Below are 21,686 nucleotides of genomic sequence, written 5' to 3' on the forward strand. Positions count from 1 at the left end.
ACTACGTGAGTTGACCAAATAGCGTTATCATTTTTATAAATGGTAGCTATAATGCCATCACCACAATTAATATTATCTTTGGCAAGCTTTCCTGTTATTTGCACAACACCTGAAGTCGGCCTGCCCAAGTGCGGATAGAGTCTCTTGCCTCCGGATGCTGCCAATCAGCTGTGATCATAGAGAACTCCGTACTTCCCCTCCATAGATTCTCTTTCTTTATCCATGTCATTGGGTAGAACTTGTCTTTGTCCTGTTCCTCGTAATACCAGTTATTCTGACCTTGGATAGAGCTAAATCCTTCTGAAGCTGTATACTTCAATAGCTTTTTATCATCATATGTAATGGTTGGGTCCCAGAAAGTGCCGTCGCAGCTGTTCTCTTGCTGCTGATTCACGATAAAATAAAGGGCCTCTCCCGTTGATACATTTGTCGTATAGTTCGCAGACACCCCAACAGTATCATCAAATCCGATAGTTGAAGACCAAACGAGATTATTATTTTTACGAATGATCGCTTTGACACCATCACCGCATGTCGGATTACTCTTCGCCACTTGTCCACTAATATGGACAATGCCCGGCTTCGGTGCAACCCATTTTCGTACGATATCGACCTTATCTGGATGATGAACATTAGCAGCGATCGTAGGGTGCTTGTTTTTACCTTGCCATAATTTTTTGGAGTTATCCCATTTTAAATTCGTATACGTAGAGCCATCCCATTCTTGGTAGTACCAATGGTTATCGCCTTGAATGGTGCTGTAATCTGTACTTGCACGGTATACATTTTTCTCTGCACTAGCGGCTGACCAAGTTACACGGTCTGTTACTATAGTTACCGATATCATTGCTATGAATAGTACAATTGCAAACAGATATTTTTTTACGTGTTTAGTCATTGTTTACCCCTTTTTGTAGTTTTGTGGATTCTCTTAGTTAGTATAAATAAAAACAGAGGAAAAAACTGCTTTTCCTCTGTTTTTATAATTTCTTATTCTCTTAAAGTATTACTCCTTAGGATAGGGTCGTGGTTTCATTTCAGATTCACTTTTATTCCACCATTGATCATTATTTCCATAGTAAATAATAAACGCCCAACTATTTTGCTTTCATAATTTAAAAAATCTTCATCTTTATCAATAGGGCCTCTTTCAGGATTATGCCATAGTTCATTCATTCGACCTACCGCTTCTTCTTCACTTGAACTCATTAATCATTTCTTCTACAATTAACTCACAAATCTCAATTGATTCTTCTCTTGAAATAAATTTAAATTTACCCATCTCGAGCTCCCGTCCACTACATATTAATGCGGCCCTTTTCCAAGCAGATCAAACATAAACTGCCCTCTCCCCAATTCGATATATTTCGAAAATTTAAAAGAAAAAAAATCAGTAAGTTATACACCCATTAAAATAACCCATATGGAGGTAACTCACGTATGGGTTTCATACTCTTCAATACTCTCTTACATTCACAGCCTTACGCCATGTTCAAATATCTCCTTATTACTTCGTCAAAACTCAAATAATTCTCAAAAGCTACATTCTCGCTTTCAATTATCGATACTATTCTATCCTTTTAGAAATTCCTTCAATAGTAAAGATTTCAAACTTTTCCTCTGGTATGCCGAGTTCTTTTGTTGTGGACAGGAAGTAACGAGTTGGTTTATCGGTCGGTTCTAACACTATCCAATGATTAACATCTCTCACCCCAAGTACTACAATCTCGCGTGTCTGAATGCTAACAGGGATATACTTTTCCTCACCCGAGCCTACATCCCTTAAATAAAGCCTGGAATTACTGTTTCTTTGAAATAAATTTATAAATTCAATTCGATATTCATATTTACCATCTACAGTGTTCTTTAGTGAATCACTTCGTATCACTTCTTTTGTCCAACCATGGGAGTTAACACTATAAATTAGGACGGCAGAGAGTAATATTGATATTACTAGCCTTACACATATTCCAATGTAATCCACTCCACTTGTCGGAGTCCATCTCTTAATGAGAAGTCTAGTAAGGAGTATAGCAAACAATAGCACTGGAATACCTACGAACAATAAATAAACGGATCCAATAATATCCATACCCCTTTGGAGATATGCTGTTGAACCTATCAGAAACCATAAAAATGATGAAGCACTAAATACTATTATTACTTTAATTGAAAGCCTTAACCACAATGGCATACTCGACCTCCTACTTGTATTATAGACGTCTTCACTTTTTCTTTTTCAAAATTGGCTCAATGTACTTCTTCCAGATGTTTATATTACTATGCATACTTGAATGTGAATCAATAGGTCCACCCTTTGGACTAAAAACACCTGGTTGTTCAGCATCCTTGGCTCTCACATTTTCAGCACCTTTAAATTTACGTGAAAGAGTAGCACCTAGAAGCCACACACTTCCTCCATTTGACTGTACCTGATCCGTATTATTATATAGATGAATATGTTGACCAACAGACGTATTTTTATCTAACGTATATTCCCTAACGGGGGTAGCAATTGTAATCAAAGTTTCGACTTCCAATCCTTTTTCAGCTAGAAGATTGGATAACATTATAGCTACATTCCCTCCATGACTATGACCAATCAATCTAATAGGATCATTCGGATGTTTTTTGTGCCAATCATAAATTTGTGTTACAAACCCCTCGGCAGCTTCTGAACGTGCATCTATATTATTATCACCACTCCAAATCAATTTTTCACTTTTCTCATTAAATAGTTTTTCAACATACTTTACAAAATTAGAAGTCCAAGTGTCTCCATCGGAAAATGTACCATGGATTAACCATGCTTTATGTCCGCTTGGATCAATAAACTTCAGTGGATTATTCTCCACATACGTATAAAGATTCAAACTAAGTGGACTATTCAATTCCCCTTCATACGTATCCTCACTAATAAACCGCCCCATGCTTGGGTCGTACCATCTTGCTCGAAGATATTGAAGCCCTGTTGTCTTATCCCAATACTCGCCGGAGTATTTCAGGATATTCGGAACAGTTTCTTTTTCCTCTAGCGGTAATCCCCAGATATCATATCGATATTCATTTAGCTTCTTACCCGCTTCATCGACGATGGCTACGACATCCCCATGACCGTTAAGTTGGTAATATTGCAATTGACTTGTTGCAACATCTTGGCGACCGATAAGCTTGCCGTTTAGATCATACAAGTACACATATTTGATCTTCGCTTTTCCATCTGCAACGACGACTGCCTCTGCTAATAAAAGCTTGTTCGCATCGTAGTAATAACGGCTCTTAACGTTATTCTCCACACGCTCATACAACAATCCTTCTCCTGTGTAAGAATATGTTACGGGATTATGATCACCAGTTACCTTCGTTAAGCGATTTTTCTTATCGTATTCGTACTGTGCTGATTTTATTGATCGTGTTCTAGTACTATCAAGCGTCTGCCTATTGTACCTTTCATCATACGAATACGTCTCATTGAACTCACTGGATGTTTGAATCTGATTCAACGGCGAGTAAGTAAAGTTGGTCGTGTAACTATTTTCATTACGATGCGTGATGTTTCCAACCAAATCATATCCATACTGGAAGATGTTCTGCACAGCTCCATCTTTTGTAGACTTAAGCTGCTTCAACCTTTTATCTTCATATTGATAGTCCGTTACAGATGCGTTGCCATATGTCTGCTTCGCCAATTGTCCATTTGCCAAGTGATCATATGAGATTGTCTTTGCAGGTTGATTGCCACCACTCAAAATGTTCAATTGCTTCAACTGATTAACGTTGTTGTAAGTTCCATCGACCCTTACATTAACGCCTGGTGCTGCAAACTCATACCCCGTCTTCTTGTTCAAATCATAGTTGTTTATCAGCCTCACACCATCTGGATATTGAATGCTCGTCAAGAAACCAGAACGTGCCTGATATTCATAGCTCGTTGTTCCTCTATGATCTGTCATCGTGATCGGTCTACCTTCAGTATCATAGCTGTATTGAACTGTTTCATCTCCAAGCGTATTCTGTAGAGGTCGGTTCATTGCATCATAACGATTTTCTGTAACTGTACCACTACGATCAATATATTTCTCTAAATTGCTATTTGCATCGTAGTAATACTTCTGAACTTGAGCTGTTCCGTTAATTTTTTTCGTAACGCGACCAAGTTCATCATATTCCTTCTTCATCTTCTGTTGATTCGCATAAATTGTCTCAAGAAGATTGCCCAAGCGATCATAGAGGTAGCTTGTCGTCTGCTTCTGAGCATCGATAACCGCAGTCAGTTGGCCCCCAGCATTATACTGGTACTCCGTTCGATTGCCATTTGCATCTATTGCAGAAGTGACCGCACCCGCAAGATTATACTCCGAACGCTGAACTGGCACGTAGTTCTGCTTGTTCTGGTACGACTCAACCAAAATCATTCTGCCTAGCACATCACTTGTCGTTCTTGAACGATTTTGCTCTGCATCTATAACAGTTACTGTCAGCTTCGCATCGTCGTATTCCATACGATCAGATGTATTATTCGCATACGTAGTCTGAAGCGGACGTCCAAATCCGTCATAGCTGTACGTTATACGATTACCATATGCATCCTCTGTCCACTGCAGCTGACTTGTGCGTTCATCGTAACCATATTTCACTTCACCTAAACCTTTTGTCTCTCTTACCTTTCGTCCAAGTGGATCGAACCATGCCTCCGTTACTTCTCCAAGCGTGTTTTTCAGCTGCACATGGTTTTGAGCATCGTTGTACACATAGTTAATCTGGCTATTGTTCGGCATTGTGATTAACGTTGTACGGCCCAACGGATCATACACATACGATGTTGTTTGCTGTTTTCCATCTGTGTAAGATAATACTTGTCCCGTTACAGGATTATAGGTGGCTTTCTCCACAAGGGTAGAGACTTGTCCATCTGCATTCGTGACATCTACTTCCTGCTGCGTAAGGTATCCATGCTGATATTCAGCACCATAATGATATCTAAATACAGTCGGTTTACCTCTATCATTATGAGCCGTTACTTTCGTAACATTACCGAATCCATCGTACTCATAATTGATATGACCAAGAAGTTGTCCGCCTTCTGAGTTGGCGTACGTTTTAGATTCAATTACAGAACCTTTATCGTTACGATACATTCTTGTAACAGACTGCTGATTCACATCCAACTTAGACGTAATCGTTTCTGGTAGCCCCCATTTTGCATCATACGTAGTCGTCGTACTGGCCCCAAGGCTGTTTGTTTCACTCGTTACATTCCCATTCTCATCATAATTCCGATTCACGATGAGAGATGGACTCTCAACCCCGTTACTTATTTTCTTCGACGTAATCTGTGCAGGATAAGGATTTAATATATTTGACGTGTATGATTGATTCGTCACATGCTGAACATGCCCTGCTTGTTGGATCGACTCTACATTTTGGAATACAGGGTCATCACCCGAGCGTACTTTATCATAAGTAGATGTGCTCGTGGCATCTCCACTCTTAAATATCGTTTTATGTCTACCATTCGAGGCAGAAGCATACGGATCTGATTCATATTGAATGCTCGTTTGATTACTATCGACTACTGCACCATTCACATACTGCGCTACATCTTTTCGCTCCACTACCCTGTACTGTTCTTGCTTGGAATCATGTCCAAAATGTCGGAGCACTTTGTCGTAACGGTATTCGGTACGTGATCCTGTTGGATGATGGACTGCTTTTAATAAGGCATAGTCATTTCGTTGATTAATTGTATCCGAGGTCATCGAAAATTTCGATTGGGCAGGATCGTATCCATAGTGAGTCGTTCGGCCCATCGTATTCGTAACAGACTCTAAATATGGTATGTCTGTTCCATTAAACTTTTTAAATGCATACTTAACCGATTCATTCGCATTAGTCGTAGCTGTTATAATGCTGTTGTGCCAGTCATAGCTGAATTGAATGTAATTTCCTAAGGAATCTGTCACTTTTCCTAATCCGTAACCTAAATGTTGAAAATCTATAAAGTTTGAGTAGTTATCTTCTACTCGTATCAGGTCACCTCTTGCATCAAAGTAATACGTTGTGCCTTGCTTCATTTTCAATGCGTATGCTGAAGTAACGTACCCTACCTTTCTGCTGCTGTCTTTCGTTAACACAGCATCTTTCCAAGGATAACTCTTAAGATTGAGATCCTTGTCTACCTGATAGACGCCTCCTGCCGGCATGCGAATAAAAGCCTCTTCATGTTCAAACTTCATATACGGGATATCCCATGACCAGCCTCTACCCAAAATCGAATCCTTACTATCACTCTCTACCTTATTATCAGGATATTTACCGGGATACAAATAGCTTTCATTTGGTACAACCTGATAATCTTCACCATCACTACATCTAATTTTTTCAAAATCAATATCATAATGCATCGATATCTGAATTGATTTATTTATTTCACTTGCTGGAAATTCAACTTCGGCAACCGGCCTCATTGTCTCCTTTTCTTTTCCATAAAAGTACTCTACTTTTCTTTGTTCAAATTGATAGCTATACCGCCCTTCTACACCGGAATAAACAAAATAACCCCTATCATCTGTCTTATTCTCAGCCCATACTACCCTTTGTCCTCCACCCAACTTCTTATAAGTAGTCCCTTTGACACACGGAGTAATAAGGGATGAGGAATAAAGCTCAGGCTCTACAGTTTTCTTATAAAATTCGGCATCATTGCTGTTATAAACTCTCCGAAGCGAGAATGACAGTCCATTTCTTCCTGGCAAAAAGAGATCCGTTGAGGACAAACTCAAGGAACCATCTACACTCGAAATGGTTTCGTTACCTGTTTGAACAGAGTATGGCGCTTGGTCTAGTTTTTTATGCTGATTTACAAGACTCAGCTTATCATGATTAATTCTAGGTATATCGTAAATACTTCGTTTCTTCCTTGAACCATAGACAGATTCTGTAACATTTCCATAAGTGGCCCCCGTTACATCTCCTAGACTAGGAAAGGGTAAGTTGAAACCTGGCATTTGCAATCCATAGGTCGCATCTGTTACCGCAGGAGGTTCATATTTCTTCCCTACACCGGGAAATAGCTCCTCAAGCGTAGCTGGCAACACCGTAATATCTGGATTTTTCGCTAAAACATTATGAACATGCTTCAAAGAGTATCCTTCATTCAATCGCAATAGAATATCAGAAGGCGTTACATTGTATTTCTTCGCGATAGAATCAATCGTCAACAATGCCTTATTGTCAGCAGTCTGAGTCGACACTGACTTAGGCGCTGCCACTGCTTCTGCAACTTGCATAAACAATGGTGCTGCTAATTCTAAAAACATGACCAAAGCAAGTACAGCGGATAACTTCCTCATTTTTTTCATTTGTTCACATTCCCCTGTTGTTTATATTAATGTAATGAAAAACCTCAACTAAGATATCGATAAATCATCGACATACACAGTACCTTGTCCATTATTACTAGAACTGCTTAAGTGAACATGTATTCTTACTTTATGCGTATTGGCTGGTGGCTTGAAGCTCTCGGAAATCGATAGCCAATCACCGTTCTTTGCATAAGATGCAACATTCCATGAACCGATGGCGTTATTGTTGCGATCATAGTAGTACATTATAAACTGCAAGTTAGCGTCTTTCATATTTTCCAACTTAAGAGCACCTGTTAACAGATAGCTTGCTTGGGGAGGGACTAAAAAGTCTTGCCATATGTTGATGCCATCCCCAGCTCTAGGCATACTGCTAGCTACTATTTTCTGAGCCCGTTTACCACTCTTAACGATATTTCTACTTATCTCATGTGAGCCCTTAATGCCTTCTCCTACATAACGGAACCAACCGTCTGCTGCGCCATCTGAGCCGCTCGCCGATTCAAAGTTACCATTGAATAGAAGCTTTTGCTTGTCTCCCGGCTGAATCGACATGGCATCCACATATACTGTTCCCTGCCCGTTTGCCTTCGTTGCGCTTACGTGAATATGCAATCTCGCTTTTATCGCCTGAGCAGGTGGGGTAAATCGTGCGGATACTGTAAGCCAATCGTTATTGTTCACTAACTCTAATGGGCTTTCTGAGCCAATTTGCTTATTGTTCTTGTCATAGTAATAGAGAATGAATCCGAGTTTGGAATCTTTCATCTGTTCCAACCGAACCCTTCCATGCATGACGTGAGGCTTCTGTTCACTAACAAAGAAGTCCTGCCAAATGTTAATACCGTCGAGTACATTCAGAATGTTATCGGCAGCTATTTTCTGCGCTCGCAAGCCCTCTGATGTGACCACTTGGCTAATTTCATGCTTTCCTTCAACTGCTCCTACATAACGACTCCAGCCATCCGCTGTTCCATCTGTACGAGAAACAATTTCAAAGTCGCCATTCGTAAGCAAGTTAATAGGCTTGTTTCTCTTTACGGAGAGCATATCTAAATGGACAGTTCCTTTGCCCCCAGCTACAGTAGAACTTAAATGCGCATGAATCCTTGCTCTCGTCGCATTAGCAGGCGTTACAAATTGCTTAGAGAATGTTACCCAATCTGTAGTACTGTCATAACCGAGTACCATTTCTCCGCCAAACTGATTGTTATCCTTATCATAGTAATAAATAAGATACTCCAGCTTGGTGTTCTGAACATTTGCCATTCTCATTTTTCCAGACAGCGTGTATGTAGTGTTGCCCGTTACGGAAAAGTCCTGCCATACATTCATACCATCATTGGTACGAGGAATGGACGTAGCTTCCAGCTTCATTGCACGTGTGCCTTCAAGCAAACTCGTATCGACTTCTTGCTTTCCCTGAATGCCCGCTCCCATATAATAATTCCAAGCCTTTAAAGTACCCTGTGAATTAACCAATTCAAATCCGCCATCTATCAGATGCTCATCGGTAAACTTACGATTTACGTTTCCATTCTGATCATACTGATATTTCGTTACTTGATTTTTGTACTTGGCATATCGCAGTTTACCGGCATCATCATAAAAATATTGTTTGGTGGCTGTCGCTGCTGCAAAGACTTCCATACTTGTACAAGAAACAAGCAGAACAACCGCTATTAACGATACAATGATCCTATTTTTCATATTAGGCTCCCCCTTTACTACTTTTTTAAATTAGGATTACATTACACTAGGTAGCATTAAAAGTTATCGATACCTTAATACGTAATACGATTGATCGGCCAAGCAGCTAAATTAAACTAATACAGTTTACTTACCTTCCAATTGTTAGACGCCTTACTCATCTTATAAATAAAGAAAATATATGTCTATATGAATATTTGTAAATTTATTTGATTTTAAAATTAAAATAGGACATATACGAAAAGACCTTGAAGGAATTGCCCCCAAGGTCTTTAACTCATAAATATCAATCAGTTTATACAATTCTATTGCAATGCCAAGTTGTATATTTTCAATGAAAATACTAACGATCTTCAACCTTCGTAACCGCGCCGCCAAAGTATTTTCCATCTACCCATACGTCGTTATAGTACACGCCTTTTTCCATGTTGTGTTTTGAAAGTAATACGGTCGCTTTCCAGATACCTGGCGCAACCTTCTCTCCCTCTACATATGGATGTGCTAAGTCGTCCTGTCCATTCAAATCCGTCCATGTTGGAAACTGAACACTTTTCGCCGTTGGGCTTACTCCGTAGGCAATTACTTCATAGGATCCACTGGAATAGCTCAATGTAGGTGGCGCTTTCACTTCAGATTTGACTTTTGTTTCTCCTCCATATAGCGGCATTTGATTCCCATGCTTATCATGAGCGTATATATGTGTGATGTAAGTCCCCGTTTCGTCATTGTGATCACTGAATTTTATTTTTGCTTTCCAAGTACCATCTTCTATTTTTTGCGCTTCAACATGTTTGATGTCATCTTGTTCATGCTGCGCTGTCCACACTGGCATAACTATTTTGGCTACGTCTTTACCAACGCCTGTGACCACAACTTCATATCCCCCTGCTGAATACCCAATCTCTTGCGGGAGGCTAACTCTAACATTATCTTCAACCTTCGTAACGGCCCCACCAAAAAACTTTCCATCTACCCATACGTCGTTATAGTACACGCCTTTTTCCATATTGTGTTTTGAAAGTAATACGGTCGCTTTCCAGATTCCTGGCGCAACTTTCTCTCCCTCTACATAAGGATGTACTAAGTCGTCCTGTCCGTTTAATTCCGTCCATGTTGGAAACTGGACACTTTTCGCCGTTGGGCTTACTCCATAGGCAATTACTTCATAGGAAACATCTGAGATGCTCACTTTTGAGGGAACTACTACGCTAGGTGTTTTGACTTTTTCGATTTTAACTATATTCCCGTTTTGATCATATTTATAAACAAACAATTGGTTAGATGATGGCAATTGAATATACTTTAATTTGGAATCTTCATATATATAACGACTGTTCTGATGAGCATATACAGACGTACATGTTAATCCCATAGTGAAGACGAAAAGAAACACAATAAAAATACTTTTTGAAACTGTGCTAGATCGATACAATACCATTCCTCCATTCCAAAACTTGTTTAGCGGCCTAGTAAAGACCTCTATCTTTTCACCTCTACTACATGCCCTTGGAAAAAGACATCGTCTATATAAATATGCGTCACATAACTTCCTGTCATGTTACGATAATCGCTAAGCTTCACTCTACCTCGCCATACACCATCACTAATCTTAACGCCTTCGATCCACTTTATATCATCTTGATCCTGGAATGCGGTCCATGTAGGCAATTGGACTTTTTTAGCCGCTCGATCAACACCATACACGTAAATGTCATACCATTGTTCATCCAGACGAACCGAATTCTTAAGCTTCACACTTTGCTCTGCAATTACTTCTGTAGAACTGATCATCTCCATATTTTCATTTTTGTCTACCGCGTACACATGCGTAATATACCGTCCCGCTTCATTACTATGATTCCTAAAATTAACCGTGTAGACCCAATCGCCATTACTCTCGTGTATACCCTTCTCCCAGTAGTTTGCAACAACCCACTGGCCCTGTTTATTATAAAAATCCACATACAACTGTACGTGTGCCCCTGCTAGTTTCTGTATATCTAATGAAGCATAGTAAACATAGGGCTGTTTCGGCTGCACAGAAATGGATTGACCTACACCACAGTAATAGTTCACTTTCATCTCAGAACATTGGATCGTGAGCCCTTTGTCTTCTCCTTGTCTAAAAGGCTGAATCTCTATTGCAGTGGCACCCCAATGATGTGGAGTCCATCCTTTTGAGTTTTTTAAGTACTGTTCAAAGTTCCCATCCACCAAACGATTGTTAGTCGGCACCACTGCATTTTGTTTTACTATTTGATTGACTAGACTTCCATTATCATTGCGCTTATACTCTACTTTTGTGTTGGACTTGTAATTATACTGGTAATCCAGCTGTCCATCTGCGTTGTATACGTACTCTGTAAGTGCACTTACGCTTGTAGCGGTAAACATAAGGTTATATATGTCTATATGAGCATTATTTATTTGAAGAAAGTAATAACTATTTATTCTGTATTTAATAATGTAGTAAAAGAAAAGCCTTAAGGAGTTAAATCTTCAAAGTAAACTATTTTTTAAAAATTTTAATTATACACTCACTTAACAGCAGCTCTTTGAAAAATAGCGGAGTCCACCGTTAACGTAACGTGACCACCAGCTTCAGTTGCATAAGTATTAAAGTGAATTCTAGCTCGAACAGCATCTGAAGGCGTTTTTACTTGACCATTTATGTTACGCCAATTTGTATTTTCACCATACTCAAATGGTATTTCGTAACCTAAATATCTATTATTTATGTCAAAGTAATGGATAGTGATCTGCATTTTCGCTTTTTGTAGATTTGCTATTGCTATTTGCCCACTTACGGTATACGTTGTACCTCCTATTACAGATACATCTTGAAAGACGTTATTTGAGCCGTTCTTAGGCATATTTGAAGCTGCAAGTTGTTGGGCTTTTTTAGACTCCGTTCTAGAAACAAGTTGATACTTCCCTACTACATCTGCTGAATGCCAATTTGCCCAGCTTTCTGCTACACCGTCTGATCTAGCTCCCTTTTCAAAATCTGCGTTAATCAAAAGGTTAGGTCGCGCTCCTTTTTTTAACGCTACCGAGTCTAGCGTTACTGTCACGTGCCCTCCATTTTCTGTTGCAAAGGTATTAAAATGGATTCTTGCTCTAACCGCACCTACAGGTGTTTTTATTTGACCATTTATGCTAAGCCAATCCGTATTTCCACCAAATTCAAATGGTATTTCATTACCTATAAATTGATTATTTATATCAAAGTAATGCACAGCGACCTGTATTTTGGCGTTTTTCAAATCTGCAATTGCTAGCTGGCCGCTTACGGTATAAGGTGCTTCGCCTTTTACAGCAACATCTTGATATACATTGTTTGTTCCATCTTTAGGCATATTAGAAGCTGCAAGTTGTTGGGCTTTTTTAGACTCAGTCCGGGCGACTACTTGATACAAACCTTTAACATCTCCTGAATGCCAATTCCTCCAACCTTCTGCTACACCATTTGTTTGGGAATCCGTTTCAAAATCTGCGTTAGTCAGCAAATTCGTATGTACTCCTTTTTGAAATACGACAGAATCTACCGTTATCGTCGCATGAGCTCCTGCTTCTGTAGCTAAAACATTAAAGTGAACTCTAGCCCAAACTGCTCCAGCTGGCGTTGTCGCTTGACCATTTATACTAAGCCAATCGGTATTTCCACCATATTCAAATGGCGTCTCACTCCCGATAATATTATCTTTTGCATCAAAATAATGGATGACAACCTGTACTTTGGCATTTCGCAGATCCGCTATTGCTAGTTGACCACTTACGGTATACGGCGTTTCTCCCGTTACAACAATATCTTGATAAATATTACTCGTTCCATCTTTGGGCAGATTGGAACTCGCAAATTGCTGCGCTTTTTTAGATTCAGTCCGAGGCACTACTTGGTACTGAGTTGTTACAGCTGCTGAATGCCAATTCCCCCATCCATCTGCTATACCATTCGTTCCTTTGTAAACCTCAAAATCTGCGTTAATGAATTTATTATGATTTGCTTTTCGAATTACATTCCCGTTCAAATCATACTGATATTCCAATACTTCTCCATTGGATAGCTTCGTATTTATTAATCTCCCCGACTCGTCGTACAAGTTGTACGATTTTATCGAAGCAGCATATCCAGTAGTTAAAGAAGAATAAAATAAGATACTACATAACAACAAAACACAGGCTGCTTTCATACTTTTCATAGATATCATGACCACTGCTCCCTCTAGAATGAATAATTATCTTCTTTAGATAATAAGAATAATTATGTTAAAACCAATCGATACACTGTTATAAATACTTAATCTCATCGTAGTCCCATTCATTCTTGCAATGGGTGGTAAAAAGAAGACCTTGAGAATGATCTCTCAAGGTCTAGACTGTGAACTCTATTTTACTATCCCACAAATGTTACCTTGAATTTCTTACTAATCTTATCCAAGCAATTATTTAAAAAGAAATCCTTGTTTGTAAATCCTAAATAGTATTCAAAGTCCTCTTCGTCAACAGTAGCATAATATTCTTGATGGAATAGAACATTTGAATAATCTTTAAACTCTCCCCCCCGCTTAACTACAACACACCTAAATAAGTTGTCAATTTCAATTGCTTTAATAATATCCTCATTTTGCATCGCAGAAAACCATATTATGTTCGGTGGTGTTCCATTGGGTTCATCCCAGTGCGGAATAGACTCCCCCCAAGGCAAAACCCACTCGGAGTTCACAAATTCGCATCTATCAGAAATGAACTTTTGTGTGCTCTCATCAAATAATCGCATATTTCTCTCATAGAAGGAGAATAGCAATATTGCATCCTCTTCAATTAATAAACTTAATAGTTCAGCAATATTTTCAGCTGACATGTTATGCTTGATTATACCGTATGATGTCTTAAAACTAATCTCCAAATTAATCACCTATTTTATTTAAAATAATAATGTTGTGACGTAGTTTTACCTGTCTTAGGGTCAATGAATTGAAAATGCGTTGGAACATATTTATCAGGGTCATTAAAGTCCTTTTGGAAATAATGAATCTCACCAATCTTTTTACCATTTCTATCAGATACATCAGTCTTCAAAATATCGGTTCGATATTGTTTTCCTTCTTTATATCCCTTTTCTTTTAACCAGTCTTTTTGTGACCCGACATTTGTCCATCTCTTATACTTACTAACATCAACGATCTCACAATCCGTATTATGCACCCAAATGCCCAAATCCGTCACATAATACGTATGGTAGTCAGCAACCGTAAAGTTATAAACTGTAACAGGTTCATCTAGCATAATAAACTCAAGCTTATTAATCGTTAGATTGCTTCCGTCAGACTTTTGAAGTTTATCGCCCACTTCTAGTTCATCTGCAAAGACCCAGCCTTTTCCTTCCACCCAGAATGGATGATTGTCCGTCGTCTCGATAACCTGATCATCAACATACAGTTTAATTATATCATCACGTTGGTTACGATAAAGATTCGTTACTTCCTTGTATGCTAATTCACCATCAGGGTTATTCTCATCTTTGGCGAGAACCATATCTCCGACCTTAATGTCTTCAATATTTTTCTCCCCTTCGTCTGTTAGAACTTTCGTCCCTGCAGTGAAACAGTTACAACCTTTTATTGTCGATTCTACAACTTTAGTATTACCTTTTTTATCGGCCCACTTAATAAGTGTTTTTCCGCCTTTTACAACTTTGCCCACTGGTATGAAACCGGCTCCAGCCATTACACGATCAAAGAATGAGGACTTAGGATCTATTAAGACTTTTAAATCATCCATGACAAAATAATCAAACGTCTTCTTAGCTCCTGTTTTGACCAACTTCCAACCGTTCTCAACCCACTTCCATACGTTTCCGCTTGGATCGATGTAGATTAATGGATTATTGGCTACATACGTATACAAATTCAAGCTAAGTGGATCTGTAATATCCCCTTCATACGTATCTTCACTGATAAACCGTCCCATACCCGGGTCATACCATCTTGCACGTAGATATTGAAGCCCTGTTGTCTTGTCCCAATACTCGCCGGAGTATTTTAAGATATTAGGAACCGTCTCTTTCTCTTCAAGTGGCATACCCCAAATATCGTAGCGGTATTCATTTAGCTTTTTACCCGTCTCATCAACAATGGCTACAACATCACCATGTCCATTCAACTGATAATACTGCACTTGACCGGATGCCGCATCTTGTCGTCCGATTAGTTGACCAGCTAGATCGTACAAGTACACATATTTAACTTTAGCTTTACCGTCCGCTCCTACTACGGCTTCAGCTATGATTTTTTTATCAGCGTCATAGTAGAAACGGTTCTTTACGTTGTTTTCTATCCGCTCATACAACAACCCTTCACCTGTATAGGAGTAGGTAACTGGGTTATGATCACCTACTACCTTTGTGAGTCGGTTCTTTTTATCGTACTCATATTGTGCAGACTTTAGCGGCAATTCTCTATTACTATCCAGCGTCTCACGATTGTAGCGCTCATCGTACGAGTATGTTTCATTAAACTCGCTCGATGTCTGAATTTGATTCAACGGCGTATACGTAAAGTTCGTAATATTGTTATTCTCAGTCCGTTGAACAATGTTACGATTCAGATCGTATCCATATTTAAACGTATTTTGTGCTACTCCATCTTTCTTATGGCTCAATTGCTGAAGCTTGATATCTTCATATTGATACTCACTTACAAAGGAGCTACCATAAGACTGCTTTGCAACCTGTCCATTTGCAATATAATCGTAAGTAATCGATTTCGCAGCTTGGTTACCACTTACTATGTCCAACTGTTTCAACTGATTTACATTGTTGTAAGAGCCGTTCACTTTTACATTTACACCAGGAGCCTCAAACACATAACCTGTTTTCTTATTTAGGTCATAGTTGTTTATCAATTTCACGCCGTCCGGGTATTGAATTTCGGTCAAGAAGCCAGAGCGCGCTTGATACTTGTAATTCGTCGTACCTCTATGATCCGTCATGCTCAGACGTTTGCCTTCGGTATCATAACCGAATTGCACCGTTTCATTTGCAACCGTATTTGTAATCAATCGATCTAGTACATCAAACTGATTATCCATAACAGTCCCGCTGCGATCGACAGACTTCACTACATTACCATTCGCATCATAGTAATACTTCTGAACCTGACCTGTCTCATTGATCTTTTTCGTAACACGACCAAGCTCATCATATTCTTTCTTCATCTTTTGCTGATTCGCATAGGTTGTTTCGGTTAGGTTTCCTAGGCGATCATACGAATAGCTAGTCGTCTGATTCTCAGCATCAGTGACAGCAGTCAGCTGACCTTCAGCATCGTATTGATAAGCCGTACGATTACCTTTAGCATCTGTTACAGATGTAACTGCATTAGCGAAGTTGTATTCCGTGCGTTTACTCGGCACATAGTTTTGCTTGTTCTGCAAAGTTTCAACTAATACTTCTCTTCCAAGCACATCTGTTGTTGTTCTCGTACGATTTTGCTCTGCATCTATTGTAGTTATCGTTTGCTTAGCATCATCATACTCTATTAGATCAGATGTATTGTTCGCATACGTAGTCTTAGTAGGACGTCCAAATCCGTCATAACTATAGGTCGTGCGATTGCCGTACGCGTCCTCTTGCCACTGTAATAGGCTTGTTCGCTCATCATAGCCGTATTTCGTTTCACCTAAGCCTTCTGTTTCTTTCACCTTACGACCAAGTGGATCAAACCACACATCAAATACTTCACCAAGCGTGTTCTTTACTTGAATGTGATTGGTAGCATCATTATAGATATAAGTCATCTTATTTTGATCTGGTTTTGTAATTAAGGTGACTCTTCCTAATGAATCATACGCATAAGACGTTGTTTGCTGCTTACCATCTGTATAAGACAAGACACGCCCCGTGATAGGATCATAGGTGGATTTTTCTACAATTGTAGATACTTGCCCATCTACATTCGTGACATCTACTTCTTGCTGTGTAAGGAATCCATGCTGATACTCCTGACCATAGTGGTATCTATATACAGTTGGTTTACCTTTATCATTATGAGCAGTTACTTTCGTCATGTTCCCGAAGCCATCGTACTCGTAATTAATATGGCCGAGAAGCTGCCCGCCTTCTGCGTTTGCATAAGTTTTGGAATCAATGATTGAACCTTTACCATTTCGAACAATACGAGTAAATGTTTGTTGATTCGCTTCTAACTTAGTCGTTATCGTTTCTGGTAATCCACGTCCAGATTCATAAGTAGTCTTAGTACTAGCTCCTAGGCTATTCGTTTCACTTGTTACATTACCATCTCGATTATATTCATAATTGACAGTAAAGGATGGACTTTCAGCTCCGCCACTACGACTCGTTGTAATGACTTGTTTCGGATACTTGTCAGAAACCGTATTGTAAATTTGTTGTGTTATATGTTGTACAGGACCTGATCCCTGAACTACCTCTATTTGCTGCGTATTGTTATCACTTTTTTTATAGGTAAAAGACGATGTTGAAACTCCATTAGATACATGGGATTTATACTGATGCTCGTATGCTGATGCATAGGGATCTGTATCAAAATGAATCGTTTGTTGGTTACTTTCAACGATGCCCCTATCCGCGTACTCAGTAACATCTTTACTATTTGTTATACGATACTGAATTTGTTTTCCCAAAGTACCCAATCGACGCTCAATTGGTATATACGTAAATACTGTCTTAGAACCTGTAGGATGATGAATACCATTTATTAGTGCATAGTCATTCCGTTTGAGTAATCTTCCACCCGTTAGCGTAAACTTTGACTCTGCAAATTGATAATTATAGTAGGTTGTTCTCCCTGCTACATCTGTTACAGATTGTAAATATTGATGAGAAGTATCTGGTACTGTAGCTTTTTGATATACGACTCTATCTTTACCATTTGAAGCAATGATTTGATTACCCACATACTCTAATTTAAGTATATTTCCTAATGGATCCGATACTTCAGTAAGTAAATGTCCACCTCCAATTCTCTGATATTTAAAGTTTAGAAAATTACCATACGCGTCTTCTTGTCGGATGAGATATCCTTCTTTTGCAAAATAGTAGGTCATCCCATTTTTATATTTCAGTATGTATCCTGTCTGAATGTTATTTATGACATCTACATTATGTTCACCAAATATAAGATCGTCATATGGATATCCACTAAGACTAGTGCTACCATTCGATGCATAAGTAGCCCCACCAGGTAAAGTCACATAATTAGGTGTGTAATACGTTCCAGGACGCACAGAAGGAATGTCCCATGTCCATCCTTTTCCTAGGCTAGTACGCTCTTCTAACTGATTATCTACTGTGAAATTCTGATAGCCGGAATAACTCGCAACTGTCGGCAAGAAATTTTCGAAATGAAAAAATGAACCATCTCCATGCGGATAAGCTTTTAGAATGAAATGCTGACGTTCATTGAATGGAACTACCTTTTCCCACATCAATTTATCAGCAGGATAATCAATAGCTATATCAGCAGCGAGCTCTTCATAATCAGGGCCCGCAGAATAATAAATATGTTCTTTAGAGAACACATTAAAAGTCTGCCCTAAAAAATGAACATTCCCATATTCATTTACATATGTACCATTTAAACGCTCATATACAAGATTTCCATTACTATCCTTTGTAACTTGTGTAACCTCCACATTCATTTGAGGCATTACATATAATCTATACGTATATCTCGATTTAACATCTTTCTCGTAGAACTCAGCAGAATTACTGTTGTAGTTTCTTGTTAATTGAAAGGACATTCCATTACGTCCAGGTAGACCTATATCCGTACTTGATATATTTAATGAACCATCCAGTGTCGAGATGTCGCCACTCCCATTACCAACTGAGTATGGCGCTTGATCGAGCTTAGTATGCTGTTTTTGCAACGCTAGTTTATCGAATTCATCTTTATAACTACTTCTCAAAGCTCTTCGTTGACGAGAATATACCGATTCCGTTACGGAAGTGGGCTCCAGTTGATTCCCTGTAAACGTGGACATCATATCTGGCCATAAGTAGGTTGCATCCGTAACAGATGGTAATTCCAAACCATATGTCGCATCCGTCACCGTAGCTGGGATATATTTCTTCCCTGCACCCGGAAAAAGCTGTTCAAGCGTAGCTGGCAAAGCCATTACATCTGCATTTTTCGCCATAGCATCATCAATATGCTTCAATGAATATCCTTCATTTAATCGCTCAAGAATATCGGAAGGAGATACATTGTATTTCTTCGCGATATAGTCAATCGTCAGCAATGCCTTACTATCAGCAGTTTGAGTGGAAACTGACTTAGGCGCTGCTACTGCTTCTGCAACTTGCATAAACAATGGTGCCGCTAATTCCAAAAACATTACCAAAGCAAGTAAAGCGGATAACTTCCTCATTTTTTTCATTTGTTCACATTCCCCTGTTGTTTATATTAATGTAATGAAAACCTCAACTAAGATATCGATAAATCAATTCTCAATACCATAAATGCGTATATGAATATATATTTATAATTTTGACATACTAAAACATTCCCCTCGTTACCTCTTCCTAGATATCAAGTTACCATTTGCATCATAGCTATAATGAATATCTTCGCCCGAAGGGAGAGTTACCGAAATAAGCTTCCCTTGCTCATCATAGGCATACCTACGCTTATTATCATTTGCGACAGAACCCGTGGCAGCCTTAATCGGATAGAGTTGTGATTGCTTAATAACCTCTTTAGCCAATTGAGGACTAGACCATTGCAAGATTGCGGTAGCATGTCCTACATTCTCAAAGTACTCTACGCGTATCTCATATCGTTGTCCGGCATATAAATAGATGGGTATACTATCAAATTCACCTGATTGGTCAGCCCACTTATCCAGAATCAATTGATTGTTCACCCATATCCTCACACCATCATCTGAATGGATATGGAAGGTATATGTCTCCTCTACAGGAGGCTCAATGTAACCACGCCAGCGAACAGAGAACTGATCCACGTTAATACCAGAAGCAGGTGATTCAGCAGCCCAAGCGTAATTGATCACAGGCTCAGTACGTGTCATCACGACATCCTTTAGTTCCATGTTATTAAAATACTCAGCCGTTAACCCTACTCCTCTAACTTCCTCTGGTGGATACAAGTTCATTTGTGGAACAATTTCCTTCGAAATTGTTGGTGTAGACCACAGCAGCTTAGAAGTTGCATGCCCTGCATTTTCATAGTATTCAATGCGAATTTCATATCTCTGTCCTTTCACTAAAGGCACGGAGGAACTAACGAACTCACCCGATTGATCTGCCCATCTATCTAGTACAAGCTGATTATTTATCCACACTCTTGCCCCATCATCTGCGAGCATGTAGAAATTATATAGCTCCGTAGATTTGGGCACTACGTAGCCCGTCCAACGGACAGAGAAGGCATCATTCGTGATCCCATCATTTGGAGAAGCAGCTTCCCAATAATAGTCGATTTTTGAATCTACCCTAGTCATCCTTAATTCTTCAAAGTTCTTACCACTATAATACTCGCCCTTTAAGCCAACACCGCTCGTTGAACTAGGCGGATACAATGCGGATTGAGGAACTACTTCTTTAGCTTGACTTGAACTAGACCATTGCAAAATAGCAGTAGAAGCTCCTCCATTTTCATAGTATTTAATCCTTATGTTATACGCGTATCCTGCTTTTAATGAGATGGGCTTACTGGAGAATTCTCCAGCTTGATTATGCCACTTATCTAACACTAATTGGTCATTAACCCACACTCTGACGCCATCATCTGAGATCATATCGAAGGTGTAACTTTCTGTGTATTTCGGTACAATTTGACCTGTCCATCTTATCGAGAACGTATCTACACCCATACTTGGTTCAGGCGCAGCCAAACCTATGCTATGATTTACGTTTTTATCTACACGCGTCATTTTCAGATTGGTAAGATCCATATTATTAAAATATTCACCGCGCAGGCCTGTTCCAGCTGCTGCTTCTGGTACAAATAAAGATTCGTTAGATACGATTGCCTTGGGCTGACTAGGGCTCGACCATTGCAAATCTGTCCTTGCATTGCCGTCATTTTCTAAGTACTCTACCCTAATCTTATGCTTTTTGCTGGCCTCTAATTGGATGGGCTTACTTACGAAATCTCCCGCTAGGTCCTTCCATTCATCAATGAGCAATTGATCGTTCACCCAAAGCCGTACACCATCATCCGATACCATATAAAAGGTATACGCTTCGCTAAATTTCGGTTGTATATACCCTGTCCAGCGTACAGAGAACGTATCACCGTTTATTTCAGGCGAGGGAGATCCCAAATCCCACTTGAAATCAATGTTCGCATCTGTGCGCAATAATTTAAGATTCGTTAGATTTTTGTTATCGTAATATTCTCCCTTTAATCCATTCACTGGTGTACCAGCAGCCTTAACCGTCTTCTTAGCTTGGTTAGCACTAACGTAATTAGGAAACAATCCTCCGATGAATGTAAATATCAATAGTACGCCTACCCAACCTAACATGCGTGAATTCATTCCACAGCCTCCCTACTAATCTATCAACGGCTAGTAGCCTTATTCATCTTATAACAACGAAAA

11 protein-coding genes are annotated in these 21,686 nt (G+C 39.3%); all 11 read right to left on the minus strand.

All coding sequences use genetic code 11. The features are described from left to right. Window positions 1-94: 94 nt before the first annotated feature. The 11 genes from H580_RS0100045 to H580_RS25260 all read right to left on the minus strand — a co-directional run bounded on the left by H580_RS0100045 (window position 95) and on the right by H580_RS25260 (window position 21,623). On the minus strand, window positions 95-898 hold the full coding sequence (locus H580_RS0100045) for a hypothetical protein (protein WP_028592986.1): 804 nt from the start codon (window positions 896-898) through the stop codon (window positions 95-97). Window positions 899-1,032: 134 nt separating this feature from the next. Continuing rightward, the gene (locus H580_RS26060) at window positions 1,033-1,209 is read right to left on the minus strand and encodes a hypothetical protein (RefSeq protein ID WP_157282605.1); all 177 of its coding nucleotides are present in this window, start codon (window positions 1,207-1,209) and stop codon (window positions 1,033-1,035) included. 358 nt (window positions 1,210-1,567) lie between these two features. After that, a complete protein-coding gene (locus tag H580_RS0100055) occupies window positions 1,568-2,194 on the minus strand; it encodes a hypothetical protein (protein WP_028592987.1) in 627 nt (208 codons plus the stop codon). 31 nt (window positions 2,195-2,225) lie between these two features. After that, on the minus strand, window positions 2,226-7,361 hold the full coding sequence (locus H580_RS0100060; protein WP_028592988.1) for an RHS repeat-associated core domain-containing protein: 5,136 nt from the start codon (window positions 7,359-7,361) through the stop codon (window positions 2,226-2,228). A gap of 48 nt (window positions 7,362-7,409) precedes the next feature. Then, window positions 7,410-9,074, minus strand: a complete 1,665-nt coding sequence (locus tag H580_RS0100065) for a carbohydrate binding domain-containing protein (RefSeq protein WP_028592989.1) — start codon at window positions 9,072-9,074, stop codon at window positions 7,410-7,412. A gap of 343 nt (window positions 9,075-9,417) precedes the next feature. Continuing rightward, window positions 9,418-10,506 (minus strand): GBS Bsp-like repeat-containing protein, encoded by a 1,089-nt coding sequence (locus tag H580_RS22735; RefSeq protein ID WP_051217099.1) that lies wholly within the window; start codon window positions 10,504-10,506, stop codon window positions 9,418-9,420. Between the two features lie 47 nt (window positions 10,507-10,553). Further along, window positions 10,554-11,468: a GBS Bsp-like repeat-containing protein gene (locus H580_RS25255; RefSeq protein ID WP_028592990.1), complete on the minus strand. Its 915-nt coding sequence runs from the start codon at window positions 11,466-11,468 to the stop codon at window positions 10,554-10,556. Between the two features lie 143 nt (window positions 11,469-11,611). After that, complete coding sequence (locus tag H580_RS0100080; RefSeq protein WP_169449336.1) at window positions 11,612-13,276, minus strand: RHS repeat domain-containing protein; 1,665 nt, start codon at window positions 13,274-13,276, stop codon at window positions 11,612-11,614. A 194-nt stretch (window positions 13,277-13,470) separates the two neighbouring features. Further along, window positions 13,471-13,992, minus strand: a complete 522-nt coding sequence (locus H580_RS0100085) for a hypothetical protein (protein WP_245583445.1) — start codon at window positions 13,990-13,992, stop codon at window positions 13,471-13,473. Window positions 13,993-13,997: 5 nt separating this feature from the next. Next, window positions 13,998-19,499 carry a polymorphic toxin-type HINT domain-containing protein gene (locus H580_RS0100090; RefSeq protein ID WP_028592993.1) on the minus strand — a complete coding sequence of 1,834 codons (5,502 nt, stop codon included), beginning with the start codon at window positions 19,497-19,499 and terminating at the stop codon, window positions 13,998-14,000. Between the two features lie 135 nt (window positions 19,500-19,634). Beyond that, window positions 19,635-21,623: a PA14 domain-containing protein gene (locus H580_RS25260; protein ID WP_051217101.1), complete on the minus strand. Its 1,989-nt coding sequence runs from the start codon at window positions 21,621-21,623 to the stop codon at window positions 19,635-19,637. Between the last annotated feature and the right edge of the window lie 63 nt (window positions 21,624-21,686).

The sequence above is a fragment of the Paenibacillus assamensis DSM 18201 genome, from assembly GCF_000422445.1.
GTDB classification, from domain to species: Bacteria; Bacillota; Bacilli; order Paenibacillales; family Paenibacillaceae; genus Paenibacillus_B; species Paenibacillus_B assamensis.

Bases quoted from the DNA above. Each gene is read 5' to 3' on its own strand.
- H580_RS0100080 (WP_169449336.1), bottom strand. From the start codon at position 13,276: ATGAAAAGTATGAAAGCAGCCTGTGTTTTGTTGTTATGTAGTATCTTA.
- H580_RS0100060 (WP_028592988.1), bottom strand. From the start codon at position 7,361: ATGAAAAAAATGAGGAAGTTATCCGCTGTACTTGCTTTGGTCATGTTT.
- H580_RS0100045 (WP_028592986.1), bottom strand. From the start codon at position 898: ATGACTAAACACGTAAAAAAATATCTGTTTGCAATTGTACTATTCATA.
- H580_RS0100090 (WP_028592993.1), bottom strand. From the start codon at position 19,499: ATGAAAAAAATGAGGAAGTTATCCGCTTTACTTGCTTTGGTAATGTTT.
- H580_RS25255 (WP_028592990.1), bottom strand. From the start codon at position 11,468: ATGTTTACCGCTACAAGCGTAAGTGCACTTACAGAGTACGTATACAAC.
- H580_RS0100055 (WP_028592987.1), bottom strand. From the start codon at position 2,194: ATGCCATTGTGGTTAAGGCTTTCAATTAAAGTAATAATAGTATTTAGT.
- H580_RS26060 (WP_157282605.1), bottom strand. From the start codon at position 1,209: ATGAGTTCAAGTGAAGAAGAAGCGGTAGGTCGAATGAATGAACTATGG.
- H580_RS25260 (WP_051217101.1), bottom strand. From the start codon at position 21,623: ATGAATTCACGCATGTTAGGTTGGGTAGGCGTACTATTGATATTTACA.
- H580_RS0100065 (WP_028592989.1), bottom strand. From the start codon at position 9,074: ATGAAAAATAGGATCATTGTATCGTTAATAGCGGTTGTTCTGCTTGTT.